Source organism: Pseudoduganella sp. GW821-FHT12E03 (genome assembly GCF_058807115.1).
Genome location: NZ_JBXAQJ010000003.1, coordinates 678681 through 693041, shown reverse-complemented (window position 1 = coordinate 693041; position 14361 = coordinate 678681). Strand labels below are relative to the sequence as shown.

Genomic DNA, 14361 nt, shown 5'->3' with positions numbered 1-14361 from the left:
GTCGGGTTCCGTTGGTTGGGATTGTTTTCGTATATTAAGGGAAATGCCGGTGGCTGGTGGCCGCCATTGGCTGCCACCAGCATGGGAAGGGCGGTGCGACGGGACTTAGACCACCGAACCCAGTTTGAAGATCGGCAAGTACATCGCCACCACCAGGCCGCCAATGATGACGCCAAGGATCACCATGATCAGCGGCTCCATCAGGCTCGACAGTGATGCCACCGCTTCGTCGACTTCTTCTTCATAAAAATCCGCGACCTTGCTCAGCATGGAGTCGAGCGCACCGGATTCTTCGCCGATCGCCACCATTTGCGTGACCATGACGGGGAACACCTCCGCGTTTTGCATGGCCACGGTCAGGCTGGTGCCGGTCGACACTTCATTCTGGATGCGTTTGGTCGCCTCCAGGTAGACGATATTGCCGGACGCGCCGCCGACCGAGTCGAGGGATTCCACCAACGGCACGCCGGCCGCAAACATGGTCGACAAGGTACGGGTCCAGCGCGCCACCGTGGCCTTCCGGATCACTTCGCCAAAGATCGGCAGCTTCAGCATCAGGACATCCATCGCGCGCTGGACTTTGGGCGAACGCCGCCAGGCCTGGAAGAAGAAGTAAATCGAACCGAAAATACTGCCGAAAATCAGCCACCAGTATTGGACAAAGTATTCCGACACCGCCATGACAAACAGGGTGGGGGCCGGCAAGTCCGCGCCAAAGCTTTTGAACACTTCCTTGAAGGCGGGCACCACCCAGATCATGATGACGGCCGTGACAACGAAGGCCACGCCCAGGATCGATACCGGATAGGTCAGCGCGGACTTGATCTTGGCCTTCATGGCCAGCGTTTTTTCCTTGTAGATCGCCAGCCGGGTCAGCAAGTCTTCCAGGATACCGGCCTGTTCGCCGGCGCCCACCAGGTTGCAGAACAAAGGGTCGAAATACAGCGGGAATTTGCGAAACGCCTGGTTCAGGCTGGTGCCGGTTTCAATATCGTTGCGCAAGTCCATGATCATTTTCGCGACCGACGGATTGGAATGGCCCTTGCCGACAATGTCGAACGATTGCAGCAACGGCACGCCGGCCTTCATCATCGTGGCCAGCTGGCGCGTGAACAGGGTGATGTCCTTGTCGGTGATTTTCTGGCCGGAGCGGTAGGTCTTTTTCTTGACCTTGGTGACCATGATGCCCTGGCGCCGCAAGGTCACGTTGACCACGGCTTCGCCGCCGGCGCGCAATTCGCCCCGCACGGTCTTGCCGCTCTTGTCCTTGCCTTCCCAGGCGAACACGGATTCCTTCACCGGTCCGCCAGCGTTGCTTGATGTGGCCATAGTCCTAACCTTTATTCGTTGGTGCAGCCAAGCACTTCTTCCAGGCTGGTCAAGCCATTTTTGACTTTAACGAGGCCAGACTGGCGCAGCGATTTAACCCCTTCCTTTTCCGACTGTTCGGCGATCTGCATGGCATTGCCGTGGGCCAGGATAATGGATTCAATGGCCGACGTGATCGGCATGATCTGGTAAATGCCGACCCGTCCCTTGTAGCCGCCGCCGTTGCAGCGCTCACAGCCGACCGGGCCGTAGGGTTTCCAGCTGCCGTCCAGTTCTTCGTCCTTGAAGCCGGCTTTCAACAGCAAGTCGCGTGAAATATCGACCGGCTGCTTGCAGGTGCATAAACGCCGCGCCAGGCGCTGCGCGGTAATCAATATCACGGACGAGGCGATATTGAAGGGCGCCACGCCCATGTTCATCAAACGCGTCAAGGTCGATGGCGCGTCGTTGGTGTGCAGGGTGGAAAACACCATGTGGCCGGTTTGCGCCGCCTTGATCGCGATATCGCCGGTTTCCAGGTCGCGGATTTCCCCCACCATGATGATATCCGGATCTTGCCGCAGGAATGCCTTCAGCGCGACCGGGAACGTCAGTCCCGCCTTGTCATTGACGTTGACCTGGTTTACGCCCGGCAAGTTGATTTCCGCCGGGTCTTCCGCCGTTGAAATATTGATGCCGGGCTTGTTCAGGATATTCAGGCAAGTGTACAGCGACACGGTCTTGCCGGAACCGGTCGGCCCCGTCACCAGCACCATGCCGTAGGGCCGGTGGATGGCATCCATCAGCAATTGCCTTTGGTCAGGGTCGTAGCCCAGTGAATCAATCCCCATTTGCGCCTGTGTGGCGTCCAGGATACGCATGACGGTCTTTTCGCCAAACAAGGTCGGCAGGGTGGACACCCGCAAGTCGATGGTTTTCGTGGGCGAGACAATCAGGCGCATGCGGCCATCCTGCGGCACACGCTTTTCTGAAATATCGAGCTTGGCCAGCACCTTGATGCGCGACACCAGCTTGTCCTTGATGGACACGGGCGGCTGCGCATGTTCGAGCAGCACGCCGTCCACCCGGAAGCGGATGCGGTAAAACTTTTCAAACGGCTCGAAGTGCAAGTCGGAGGCGCCCTGGTTGACGGCATCCATCAACATCTTGTTCAGGAAGCGCACGATCGGCGCGTCTTCCACCTCGGTCATGCCGGGATCGGCGGCGGCTTCCGGGGACGCCTGCTGTTCTTCCGCGAACTGGATATCTTCCTGGTCGCCGGCCAGTTCATTGAGGCTTTGTTCCGCGCTGCGGCCCAGCGATGCCAACAATTGCAGCAGGCTGTCGTGCGGCACGATCACGGGTTCCACCGACGATTCAGTCTGGAACTTGATCTGGTCGAGCGCCTGGATATTGGTGGGGTCGGAAATCGCCACCGCCATCTTGTTGCCCCGTTTCGACAGCGCGACGACGCGCTGCGCCATCATCAGCTTGGGGTCGATGATTTTCTGCGGTAACTGGTCGATGGCAAAGGCCGCCAGATCCATCATCGGGTAGGCAAAGGTTTCCGAGCAAAAGCCGGCCAGGTCGCGGGGAGAAATCGACCCGCCGGCCAGCAGCGTGTCAATGAAGGGCTGTTTGTCGGTCTGGGCTTTTTTTTGCAGCGCCTCCGCCTGCACAGGCGTCAGGCGGCCGGCCTGCATCAATGCTCGCGCCAGCCCTGGCAAGGGCGGGCTGGAGGCTGGATTGGGTTGGACTGCAGCCATAGCGCCATTAGGAAAACTACAAGATTGATAGTCTGGCCCGAAGGCATCCGCCGATGATGCCTGTAGGCATCATTTTTGTAAAGCTGCGGTCCAACCGTGCGCGCTGCCAGGCGTGGTTTTTCAGCTGCGCGGACGTATCAATTTCACGACTTTGATCGACTGGTTTTGCACTTGTACCACTTCGATCACGCATCCACCGGTTTTGACGCTGATGGGCGCTTCCGGGATGTCTTGCAAGTATTCCAACAGCATCCCATTCAAGGTTTTCGGCCCATCCAGGGAAAAGTTTAATCCCAACCGCTTGTTAATGTCACGCAGCGCAACAGATCCTTCCAGCAGGCAGTCGCCTTGGGCGCTCCAGGCAAACGATTCCGCCCGGGCCGCGCCCGGCGTGGAGGTGGTGAATTCGCCGATCATTTCTTCAATGATGTCGTCCAGCGTGACCAGGCCCTGCACTTCGCCATATTCATCGACGATGATGCCGAGGCGTTCCTTGTTTTCCTGGAAGTACTGCAATTGCGTCAGGACGCCGGTGTCCTGGGGGATGAAATAGGGTTCCGTCAACAGGGCGCGGAAGTGTTCCGCCGTGAGTTCGTCTTCCTGCGTCAGCAGCGCCATGGCTTTGCGCACATGCAAGATGCCGGCGATCCGGTTGATCTCGCCTTCATAGACGGGCAGTTTGTTGTGATAGCAGGTGGTCAGCTGGCGTTTGATTTCTTCCACCGGCGCGGCCAGGTTCAGCGCTTCGATCTGCACCCGTGGCGTCATGATGTCTTCCACCGAGATCGCTTCGAGGTCGAACAGGTTCAGCAGGATGCTGCGGTGTTTTTGCGGCATGGCGTTGCCACCATCCAACAACAGCGTGCGCAATTCATCCGGCGACAGCCGCGCGTCGTGCAGCGGTGTCCCCATCCGGATGCCGAATACCCGCAAGACCGTGCTGGTGAACAGGTTGACGAACCACAGCAGGGGACGGGCCGCCGACAGCAGCGGGCGCAGCAGCATGGCGGTGGGCAGCGCGATTTGTTCGGCATAGGTGGCGCCGATCATCTTGGGCGAGATTTCAGCAAACACCACCAGCAGGAATGTCATGGCGGCCGTGGACGCCACCACCAGCCATTCGTCATAGCCAAAGGTATGGATGACGATGGCGGTCACCAGGGCAATCGCCGTGGCATTGATCAGCGTATTGGCGATCAAGACCAGCGACAGCAGTTTATTGGTGCGTTCCAGCAGCCACAGGGTGGCCAGGGCGCGCCGGCTGCCGCGCTTGGCCTTGTGGCGCAGGCGGTGCCGGTTGGCGGCCATCAATGCGGTTTCCGCCATGGCGAAAAACGCGGAACACAGGATCAGGAAAGCAAGCGCAGTCAGTTGCGCCCATATGGGTACGGTATCCAATGGGTCACCGTGTAAAAGCAGGCATGGGATTGGTCTATCGGCGGGGGGCGGGAACCGGCCCGTGGCGGTGCCCGCAGGGCGCGGGTTGGTGGATTTTAAGGCAAGCAGTGTTACCGGGCAAGCCAAGGGGGCCCCGGCGGAAACACATGAGCGACCTCAGGCAGGCGTGCGCAGCGTTTACAAGATTCGGCGTAGATTGGATTTCCGCTCTGGTGGAGGTCGATATGAATCCCTTGCACGATACAATCGACGGCTTGCTTGGCTGTTCGTCCGGTGCGCCGATCCGTGCCGTTTTGTTGCCGGTGCTGTGTGCGCTGGCGCCCCTGGCCAGCGTCCAGGCGGCCGTGCTGGCCGCCGGTCCCGGCAAGACCTACGCGACGCCTTGCGCGGCCTTTGCCGTCGCCAAGGCCGGCGATATCGTGGAAATCGAAGGCAACAACCTCTACAGCGGCAATGTCTGCTATATCGCCACCAGCAACTTGACGATTCGCGGCGTGCGGGGCCGTCCGAAAATCGATGCGGCCGGCAAGAGCGCCCAGGGCAAGGCCGTGTGGGTGATCGGCGGCAGTAACGTGGTGGTGGACAACGTGGAAATCTATGGCGCGAAAGTACCGGACAAGAATGGCGCCGCGTTTCGCATCGAAGGCACGAACTTTACGCTGCGAAACAGCTTTATTCACGACAATGAAAACGGCATCCTGTGCGGCGCCAATGCGAATTCCAATATCGTGTTGGAAAACAATGACTTCGGCCACAACGGCGATGGCAGCGGCCAGACCCACAATGTGTACATCGGCGCCATCGCCAGCCTGGTGTTCCGCTATAACTATGCGCATGACGCCGTGATCGGCCACAACCTGAAATCGCGCGCGCGGGTCAATACCGTGATTTACAACCGCTTTTCCACGCTGGGGCCGAGCGAACAGGGCAGTACGGCGGCAGGGCGGCCCAGCTATGAAATCGATTTGCCCAATGGCGGCACGGCTTATGTGATCGGCAATGTGATCCAGCAGCCGGCCGCATACGAAAACAGCACCTTGCTGTCGTTTGGCGCGGAAGCGTCCAGCGGCGCGGCCGATGCGCTGTATATCGTCAACAACACTTTCCTCAACGACGGCGCCAACGGTATCTTTATCAACGTGCACGCGCGCATTACCAAGCCGGCGCACATCCAAAACAATCTGTTTTCAGGCAAGGGCACGCTGGCCAGCCAGGCGGCGGCCGTGTTGCAGACCAATTACAAGGCGGACCAGGTGGCGTTCGTCAACCGGGCGGCATATGACTTGCACCCGCTGACCAACCCGCAAATTACCGGCGCGGGCTCGGAACCGATCGTGCCGCCGACCGGCGTGGCGCTGCGGCCCATGATGGAATACCAGCACACGGCCAGCGCAGCGCCACGGCCCCCTGCGGCCAAACTGGATCTCGGCGCGTATCAGTCGGGGGCGGTGGCGATCACGGTGCTGTCGGCGGGAACCAGAAAGCCGTAAGCATGGCTGGCGTAATGCACCGCGCGGTGCCGGCGCCCGGCCCGCGCAGCCGGCGGCGCCAGGCCGGTTAAGACAGGCGGAAGCTTATTTCTTCGCGCTCAGGCAGGTTTTCATGAAGGCTTTGCGGTCATCGCCTTTCATGCCTTCCGCATCCTTGTTGCAGGATTTCATTTTGTCCTGCTGCGTGGCAGCGGCGGCCACAACGGGTTTGTTGCTCAGGCATTCTTTCATGAAGGCTTTGCGGTCATCGCCTTTTTTGCCTTCCGCCTCCTTGTTGCAAGTGCCCATCTTGCTTTGCTGGGCGGTTTTCGGCGCGGAGGCGGCTGCCGACGCGGCTGCCGATGCCGATGCCTGGGCAAAGGCGGACGACGAACACAGCGAGGCAAACGCTGCCAGGGCGGCAATGGCGGAGACGGCGATCAGTTTTTTCATGGCAAGAATTCCTGTTCAGTAAGAGGTGTGATCCGAATTACTATACGACAAGTTTGATCCGTGTCATGACCTCAAACGTGCGCCTGTTGCTGCCGGTTGACATGAGTCAACAAACTCAGCTGCCCCCTCAACGGCTCCCTCAGCTGCCCCGATACGTCGAGTACGCCCATGGCGACACCACCAGCGGCACGTGGTAATTCTGCCCCGCGTCGGCAATGCCGAACGCAATCGTCACCTGGTCGATAAAGCGCGGTTCCGGTACATGGGCGCCCTGCGCGGCAAAGTAATCGCCGGCATCGAACACCAGTTCGAATTTGCCGGTTTTCATCGAGTTTCCCTCAAGGAGGGGGGCATCACACCGGCCGTCCGCGTTGGTGACGTCGTTTTTGAGCAGCACGCGGCCTTGCGGCAGGATTTCATACAGGGCGACTTTGACGCCGGCGCCGGGTTTGCCCGCCGTGGTATCCAATACGTGGGTGCTGAGTTTGCCCATTGGATTACTCCTATATAGGTTGGGAAAGAGACGATATCGTGCAAATCTTATACTGATGTCGGTATCGACATATATTATTGGTGAAATGCATCATCATCGCCACTGCTAACAGAGACCTATGAGCACTTACGATAACTACCCACGCGACATGATCGGCTACGGCCGCACTCCGCCCCACCCGCAATGGCCGAACGGCGCCCGCGTGGCGTTGCAATTCGTGCTGAATTACGAGGAAGGCGCGGAAAACAACGTGCTGCATGGCGACCCGGCCTCTGAAACCTTCCTGTCGGAAATCATCGGCGCCCAGGCGTTCCCGACCCGCCATTTGTCGATGGAAACCATTTATGAATATGGTTCCCGTGCCGGCCTGTGGCGTTTGATCCGCATGTTTGAAGACCGCAAGCTGCCGCTGACCATCTTTGGCGTCTCGATGGCGCTCAAGCGCAATCCGGAAGCGGTGGCGGCCTTCATGGAGCTGGGCCACGAAATTGCCTGCCACGGCTTGCGCTGGATTTCGTACCAGAACGCCGACGAAGCCACCGAACGTGCCCACATGAAGGAAGCGGTGGAAATCATCAAGGAATTGACCGGTTCCGCGCCGCAGGGCTGGTACACCGGCCGCGATTCCCCCAATACCCACCGGCTGGTGATGGAGCATGGCGGCTTCCGCTATGACGCCGACCACTATGGCGACGATTTGCCCTTCTGGATGCAGGTCGAGCACAAGGACCCGGACAGCGGCCTGGCCGTGGTGAAACCGCAACTGATCGTGCCGTACACGCTGGACACCAATGACATGCGCTTTGCCGCCATGCAGGGTTTCAACTCCGGCACGCAATTCTTCGATTACCTGAAAGATGCGTTCGATACGCTATACGCGGAAGGCGATCCGGAAGGGCTGAATGCGCCGAAGATGCTGTCGATCGGCTTGCACTGCCGCCTGGTTGGCCGTCCCGGCCGTGCCGCCGCGCTGGCGCGTTTCCTCGATTACGTGCAAAGCCATGACAAAGTCTGGATCACGCGCCGCATCGATATCGCGGAACACTGGCATAAACAGCATCCCTTTGTAGAATGAAGTAATTACGCAGCGGCGCCCCGCGCCGCCTGCGGCGAACGACCTGTCCGGCCGTATTGATCATGGCTGATGTGTGACATCAGCCATTTCATATATGGGCCGTGCCGGGGAACTGATAGTCTTGTATGTACTCAGGGGGGCGAGGCTACAATGTCAGAACCGATTCGTTTTTACTATCGCGGCGCCGTACACACCGTGGACGGCGTCTCCCCCACGCAAACCGTGTTGCAGCATTTGCGTGAAGATTTGCACTGCACGGGCACCAAGGAAGGCTGCGCCGAAGGTGATTGCGGCGCCTGCACGGTCGTGCTGGGCGCGCTGGTGGACGGCCGGCTGGAACTCAAAACCGTCAATTCCTGTATCCAATTCACACCGACCCTTGATGGCAAGGCCCTGTTCACCGTCGAAGACGTGCAACTGGCGGATGGCGCATTGCATCCGGTGCAGCAGGCGCTGGTGGAATGCCATGGTTCCCAGTGCGGCTTTTGCACGCCGGGCTTTGTCATGTCGCTGTGGGGTTTGTACCTGAACCAGGATGCCGGGCCGTGTTCCCGCAAGCAGATCGACGATGCACTGTCCGGCAACCTGTGCCGCTGCACCGGCTACCGCCCGATTATCGACGCCGCGCAACGCATGACGGAATTACCGAAAGCGCCATTCGACCGCGCCGCGCTGGCCACGGCCCTGCAAGCCTTGCAGCGCGGCCAGGGCACGACCTACAGTCACGAAGGCCGCCATTTCCACGCGCCCCGCACTTTAGCGGAACTGGTGGCGTTGCGGTCCAGCCGCCCGCAGGCGCTGATGCTGGCTGGCTCCACCGACGTCGGCCTGTGGGTGACCAAGCAGATGCGCGAACTGAACGACATCATTTACCTTGGCAACGTGGCGGAACTGAACACCATCACGCTTGACGACGCCATGCTGGAAGTGGGCGCCGGCGTCACCCTGAACGATGCCTATGGCGCGCTTTGCCGGCACTATCCGCAACTCGGTGAAATGTGGCAGCGCTTTGCCTCGCTGCCGATCCGCAATGCGGGCACCTTGGGCGGCAATGTCGCCAACGGTTCGCCGATCGGCGACTCGATGCCGTGGCTGATCGCGCTGGGCAGCGAGGTGGTGCTGCGTTCGCAAGCCGGGCGCCGCGTGCTGGCGCTCGATGCGTTCTACCTCGATTACATGAAAAAAGACTTGCAGCCGGGCGAATTCGTGGAAGCCGTGCGCATTCCGCTGCCGCAAACTGGCGTGCAATTCCGCACCTATAAACTGGCCAAGCGCTTTGACCAGGATATTTCCGCCGTGTGCGCCGCGTTTGCCTTCGAACTTGACGGCGGCGTGGTGAAGCAGGCGCGCATTGCCTTTGGCGGCATGGCGGCCACCGCCAAACGCGCGCCGCAGGCGGAAGCCGTGCTCAATGGGCAACTGTGGGATGAGGCGCATCTGACAGACGCCATGGCGGCGCTGGCGCGCGATTACGCGCCGCTGTCCGACATGCGCGCTTCCAGCGATTACCGCATGACGGCGGCGCAAAACCTGCTGCGCCGCTTTTGGCTGGAAACGCGGGCGGATGCACCGCTGGCCGCCAGCGACCTGAATGTGTGGGAGGTGGTATGAACTATCCTGCTGCATCCGAATTGCAATCTCTGGCATGGACCGGCGTCGGCTTGGGCAAACCGCACGAATCGGCGGAGCTGCACGTTCTGGGCCAGGCCACGTACACCGACGATATCCCTGAAATGCAGGGCACCTTGCACGCGGCGCTGGGCTTATCAAGCAAGCCGCACGCGAAGTTGTCCGCGATTGACCTGGACCCGGTACGCGCGTCGCCTGGCGTCAAGGCCGTGTACCTGGCGGCAGACATCCCCGGCGTCAACGATTGCGGTCCCATCATCCACGACGATCCGATCCTGGCCGATGGCAAGGTGGAATATGTCGGCCAGCCGATTTTTATCGTGGTGGCCGATACCCATGACAATGCGCGCCGCGCCGCCCGGCATGCCGTGGTCGCGTATGACGAATTGCCCGCGATCCTGACGCCGCAGGCGGCGAAGGCCGCCGAATCCTATGTGCTGCCGCCGATGCATTTGAAGCGGGGCGATTTCCAGGCCGCGTTTGACAACGCGCCGCGCAAGCTGAAAAGCACGCTGTATGTGGGCGGCCAGGAACAGTTTTACCTGGAAGGGCAGATCGCCTACGCGATTCCGAAAGAAGCCGATGGCATGCACGTCTATTGCTCGACGCAGCACCCCAGCGAAATGCAGCACGTGATTGCCCACGCGCTGCATGTCCGCTCGCACCATGTGCTGGTCGAATGCCGCCGCATGGGCGGTGGCTTCGGCGGCAAGGAATCGCAATCGGCGCTGTGGGCGTCGTGCGCCGCGATCGCGGCAAAAAAACTCAACCGCCCCGTCAAGCTGCGCGCCGACCGCGACGACGACATGCTGGTCACGGGCAAGCGCCACTGCTTTTATTACGAGTATGAAGTCGGCTACGACGATGAAGGCCGCATCCTCGGCGCCAAAGTCGACATGGTGTCGCGCGCGGGCTTTTCCGCCGACCTGTCCGGTCCGGTCGCCACGCGCGCCGTGTGCCACTTCGATAACGCGTATTACCTGTCCGACGCCGATATCCGCGCCTGCTGCGGCAAGACCAACACGCAATCGAACACCGCCTTCCGCGGCTTTGGCGGCCCGCAGGGCGCGATTGCGATTGAAAACATCATCGACGAAATTGCCCGCGACCTGGGCAAGGATGCGTTGGACGTGCGCAAGCTCAATTTCTATGGCAGGCATGACCGCAACGTCACGCCCTATGGCCAGGTGGTGGAAGACAACGTGATCCACGAACTGGCGGCGCAACTGGAAGCGACCAGCGACTACCGCGCGCGCCGCGCCGCCGTCAACACGTACAACGCTTCCAGCACGGTACTGAAGAAAGGCCTGGCGTTCACACCCGTGAAATTCGGGATCGCCTTCAATGTCACGCACTTGAACCAGGCCGGCGCCCTGGTGCACGTGTACGTCGATGGCTCCATCCTCGTCAACCATGGCGGCACGGAGATGGGGCAGGGCATCAATACCAAGGTGGCGCAGGTGGTGGCGCATGAACTGGGCCGCGACTTGTCGTTTGTGCGCGTGACCGCCACCGATACCAGCAAGGTCTCGAACACGTCCGCCACGGCCGCCTCGACCGGCGCGGACTTGAATGGCAAGGCCGCGCAGCATGCGGCGGGCCAAATCCGCGAGCGGCTCGCCCAATTTGCCGCCAGCCTGCATGGCGGCAGTGCTGAACACGTGCAGTTCCATGGCGACAAGGTGCACGTCAACGGCCATGCGATCCCGTTCGAAGAACTGGTGCAAAAAGCCTACCTGGCCCGCGTGCAATTGTGGTCGGATGGTTTTTATTCGACGCCCGGCCTGTCGTGGGATCCGAAAACCATGACCGGCCACCCGTTCTTCTATTTCGCCTATGGCGCCGCGGTGGCTGAAGTCGCGGTCGATACCCTGACGGGCGAGTGGAAGCTGTTGCGCGCCGATATGCTGTACGACGCCGGCAATTCGCTCAATCCCGCCATCGATATCGGCCAGGTGGAAGGCGCGTTTATCCAGGGGATGGGCTGGCTGACCACGGAAGAACTGTGGTGGAACGCGGGCGGCAAACTGATGACGCACGCGCCATCGACGTACAAGATCCCGGGCGTGTCGGACTGCCCGCAGGATTTCCGCTGCGACTTGTTCGACAACCGTAACGTGGCCGACAGCATCCACCGTTCGAAAGCCGTGGGTGAACCGCCGTTGCTGCTGCCATTTTCTGTTTTCTTTGCCATCCGCGATGCAGTGTCAGCGGCGGGCAACCATCAAACCAACCCGCCGCTGAATGCACCGGCGACTTCCGAATCCATATTGAAGGCCATTGCCGCTGTAACAAGCGCAGTGAAATAACATGACTGACTGGCTCACTGACCCTGCGGCGCCTGCCGTGTTGATCACCGTTGCGAAAGTGGAGGGCTCGGGCCCGCGCGAAACCGGTGCGAAAATGCTGATTACCGCCAGCGATGAATTCGACACCATTGGCGGCGGCCACCTGGAAATGCGCGCCATCGATATCGCGCGCGACATGGTGAAGCAGCACAGCGGTCCGGCGGTGCGCTATGAACGTTTTGCGCTGGGTCCCAGCCTGGGCCAGTGCTGCGGCGGCGTAGTGTACCTGCTGTTTGAAAAAAACGATGCGCGCCTGGCGCCCGTGATGGACCAGTTGCGCAAGCGCCGGCGTGAGGATTGCTGGCGCCTGACGGCGCTCGATGGTCCCGCCGCCTCCGCGTTGTTCGATGTGCAGGGCCAGCCGCTGACGGTGTCCGAATTCGGCGCGCCCAAGTTCGACAGCAAGCAGGCTGCCCATTTGATGACCGATGACGCGGGCCGCCGCTGGCTGGTCGATCCGGTGCTGGCGCCGCGCGCGCACCTGACCCTGTTTGGCGCGGGCCATGTCGGCGCCGCCATCGTGCGTGCGCTGGCGGATTTGCCGTGCACCGTCACCTGGGTCGACGAGCGCGAAGACATGTTCCCGGACGCGGCTGACATTCCCGCCAACGTCGTGGTGGAAGCGTCCGAGGTGCCGGAAATGTGCGTGGCCGATGCGCCGGCCAATGCCAGCTACCTCGTGATGACGCATAACCACGCGCTGGACCAGCGCCTGACGGAAACCATTATGCGCCGCGACGATGTGTACTGGTTCGGTTTGATCGGCTCGAAAACCAAGCGCATGCAGTTTGAACACCGCTTGCAAGCCAAAGGCTTTGAGCAGGGCCGGATCGATGCGATGGTATGCCCGATCGGCATTGCCGGCATCACGAACAAGGCGCCTGCCGTGATCGCCGCCTCGGTGGTGGCGCAATTGCTGGGCGTGTGGGAACAGCAGGAAATGGAACGCCTGCCGCGCAAGCTGTCGCAGACCATGACCATGCTGCGGGCAGCCGGAAGTTCGCGTTGACCGTGGTGTGCATGGCGGCTTTCGCTGACGCGAAAACCGCCGTGCATGCGTCACAGCAGCACCCGCAAGGAGGAACCGCCGTATGCCCGCCACCACCCAAGCCTTCCGCGCCAGCCTGCTGCACTTCAGCGCCGACCCGGCCTTCGCGCAAGACGCCCACCGCTGGCACGAAGACGGCCTGCTGGTCATCGAACACGGCAAAGTCAAAGCCGCAGGCGATTACGCGGCATTGCACGCAACCCTGCCACCCGGCACGACGGTCACCGATTACCGGGGGAAACTGATCACCCCCGGCTTCATCGACACCCACATCCACTATCCGCAAACCGACATGATTGCCTCGCCCGCCCCGGGCTTGCTGCCATGGCTCGATAACTTCACCTTCCCCACCGAACGCCGCTTCGAAGACCCGGCCATTGCCGCGGCAACAGCGGAATTCTTCCTCGATGAATTGCTGCGCAACGGCACCACCACGGCGCTGGTGTATTGCACCGTGCATCCGCAATCGGTCGAGGCGTTTTTTGAGGCCAGCAGCAAACGTGGCTTGCGCATGGCGGCCGGCAAAGTCTTGATGGACCGCCATTGCCCCGACTTTCTAAAAGATTGCGCGGAATCCGGCGGGCGTGACAGTGAAGACCTGATCCGCCGCTGGCACGGCAAAGCGCGCCAGCTATATGCCTTGACGCCCCGTTTTGCACCCACGTCCACCGACGCCCAGTTGCAGGTGGCGGGCGAACTGGCGCGCGCTTACCCCGACGTGTATATCCAGACCCACGTCTCGGAAAACCAGGATGAATGCCGCTGGGCGATGGACCTGTTTCCCGGCGCGCGCAGCTACCTCGACGTGTATGACCGCTATGGCTTGCTGCGGCCGCGCGCCGTGTATGGCCACTGCATCTGGCTCGATGAACACGACCGGGCGCGCATGGCGGCTACCGGCGCGGCGGCCGCCGTCTGCCCAACCTCGAACCTGTTCCTCGGCAGCGGCCTGTTTGATTTCACTGCCGCAGATAGCGCCGGCATGCTGCTGTCGCTGGCAACCGACGTTGGCGCGGGCACCTCGTTCTCGTTGTTGCAAACGATGAATGAAGCCTATAAAGTAGCGCGCTTACAGGGCAGCTACCTGCCGGCCCTGCGCATGTTTTATCTCGCCACCCTGGGGGCCGCCCGCAGCCTGCAACTGCAAGGCACGATCGGCAATTTCGCCGCCGGCGTGGAAGCGGACTTTATCGTGCTCGACCCCAAGGCGACGCCGCTGCTGGCGCGCCGCACCAGCCACTGCAACAGTCTGGAAGAGTTGTTGTTCGCGCTGGCGCTGCTGGGCGACGACCGGGCCGTGGCCGCGAGTTATGCGCAGGGGCGATTGGTGCATGAACGCGTGACGGAGGCTGCCCCCGACCAATAACCAGACAG

General features: G+C 61.1%; 11 protein-coding genes. 6 read left to right on the top strand and 5 right to left on the bottom strand.

Annotated elements, in window-relative coordinates:
• Positions 1 to 105: 105 nt before the first annotated feature.
• From AC1RRC_RS10750 to AC1RRC_RS10740, 3 genes are all read right to left on the bottom strand, one after another.
• Positions 106 to 1329 carry a type II secretion system F family protein gene (locus AC1RRC_RS10750; RefSeq protein WP_493055448.1) on the bottom strand — a complete coding sequence of 408 codons (1224 nt, stop codon included), beginning with the start codon at positions 1327 to 1329 and terminating at the stop codon, positions 106 to 108.
• A gap of 11 nt (positions 1330 to 1340) precedes the next feature.
• Positions 1341 to 3074: a type IV-A pilus assembly ATPase PilB gene (gene pilB / locus AC1RRC_RS10745; protein ID WP_493055447.1), complete on the bottom strand. Its 1734-nt coding sequence runs from the start codon at positions 3072 to 3074 to the stop codon at positions 1341 to 1343.
• A gap of 120 nt (positions 3075 to 3194) precedes the next feature.
• The gene (locus AC1RRC_RS10740) at positions 3195 to 4472 is read right to left on the bottom strand and encodes an HlyC/CorC family transporter (RefSeq protein ID WP_493055446.1); all 1278 of its coding nucleotides are present in this window, start codon (positions 4470 to 4472) and stop codon (positions 3195 to 3197) included.
• A gap of 224 nt (positions 4473 to 4696) precedes the next feature.
• Here AC1RRC_RS10740 and AC1RRC_RS10735 point away from each other — a divergent pair, with 224 nt between their 5' ends.
• Entirely contained in the window at positions 4697 to 5962 is a 1266-nt protein-coding gene (locus AC1RRC_RS10735) for a right-handed parallel beta-helix repeat-containing protein (protein WP_493055445.1), read from the top strand.
• Positions 5963 to 6046: 84 nt separating this feature from the next.
• On the opposite strand, the gene AC1RRC_RS10730 is transcribed toward AC1RRC_RS10735, so the two are convergent.
• On the bottom strand, positions 6047 to 6394 hold the full coding sequence (locus AC1RRC_RS10730; RefSeq protein WP_493055444.1) for a PsiF family protein: 348 nt from the start codon (positions 6392 to 6394) through the stop codon (positions 6047 to 6049).
• Positions 6395 to 6533: 139 nt separating this feature from the next.
• Complete coding sequence (gene uraH / locus AC1RRC_RS10725) at positions 6534 to 6887, bottom strand: hydroxyisourate hydrolase (RefSeq protein ID WP_493055443.1); 354 nt, start codon at positions 6885 to 6887, stop codon at positions 6534 to 6536.
• A gap of 118 nt (positions 6888 to 7005) precedes the next feature.
• Between uraH and puuE the strand changes: the two genes are divergently transcribed.
• The 5 genes from puuE to guaD all read left to right on the top strand — a co-directional run bounded on the left by puuE (position 7006) and on the right by guaD (position 14353).
• Entirely contained in the window at positions 7006 to 7962 is a 957-nt protein-coding gene (gene puuE, locus AC1RRC_RS10720) for an allantoinase PuuE (protein WP_493055442.1), read from the top strand.
• Between the two features lie 150 nt (positions 7963 to 8112).
• Complete coding sequence (gene xdhA / locus AC1RRC_RS10715; protein ID WP_493055441.1) at positions 8113 to 9573, top strand: xanthine dehydrogenase small subunit; 1461 nt, start codon at positions 8113 to 8115, stop codon at positions 9571 to 9573.
• A complete protein-coding gene (xdhB, locus tag AC1RRC_RS10710; protein WP_493055440.1) occupies positions 9570 to 11900 on the top strand; it encodes a xanthine dehydrogenase molybdopterin binding subunit in 2331 nt (776 codons plus the stop codon). The genes xdhA and xdhB overlap by 4 nt, the downstream gene beginning before the upstream one ends.
• 1 nt (position 11901) lies before the next feature.
• Positions 11902 to 12948 carry a xanthine dehydrogenase accessory protein XdhC gene (gene xdhC / locus AC1RRC_RS10705; protein WP_493055439.1) on the top strand — a complete coding sequence of 349 codons (1047 nt, stop codon included), beginning with the start codon at positions 11902 to 11904 and terminating at the stop codon, positions 12946 to 12948.
• 82 nt (positions 12949 to 13030) lie between these two features.
• A complete protein-coding gene (gene guaD / locus AC1RRC_RS10700; RefSeq protein ID WP_493055438.1) occupies positions 13031 to 14353 on the top strand; it encodes a guanine deaminase in 1323 nt (440 codons plus the stop codon).
• Positions 14354 to 14361: the final 8 nt, after the last annotated feature.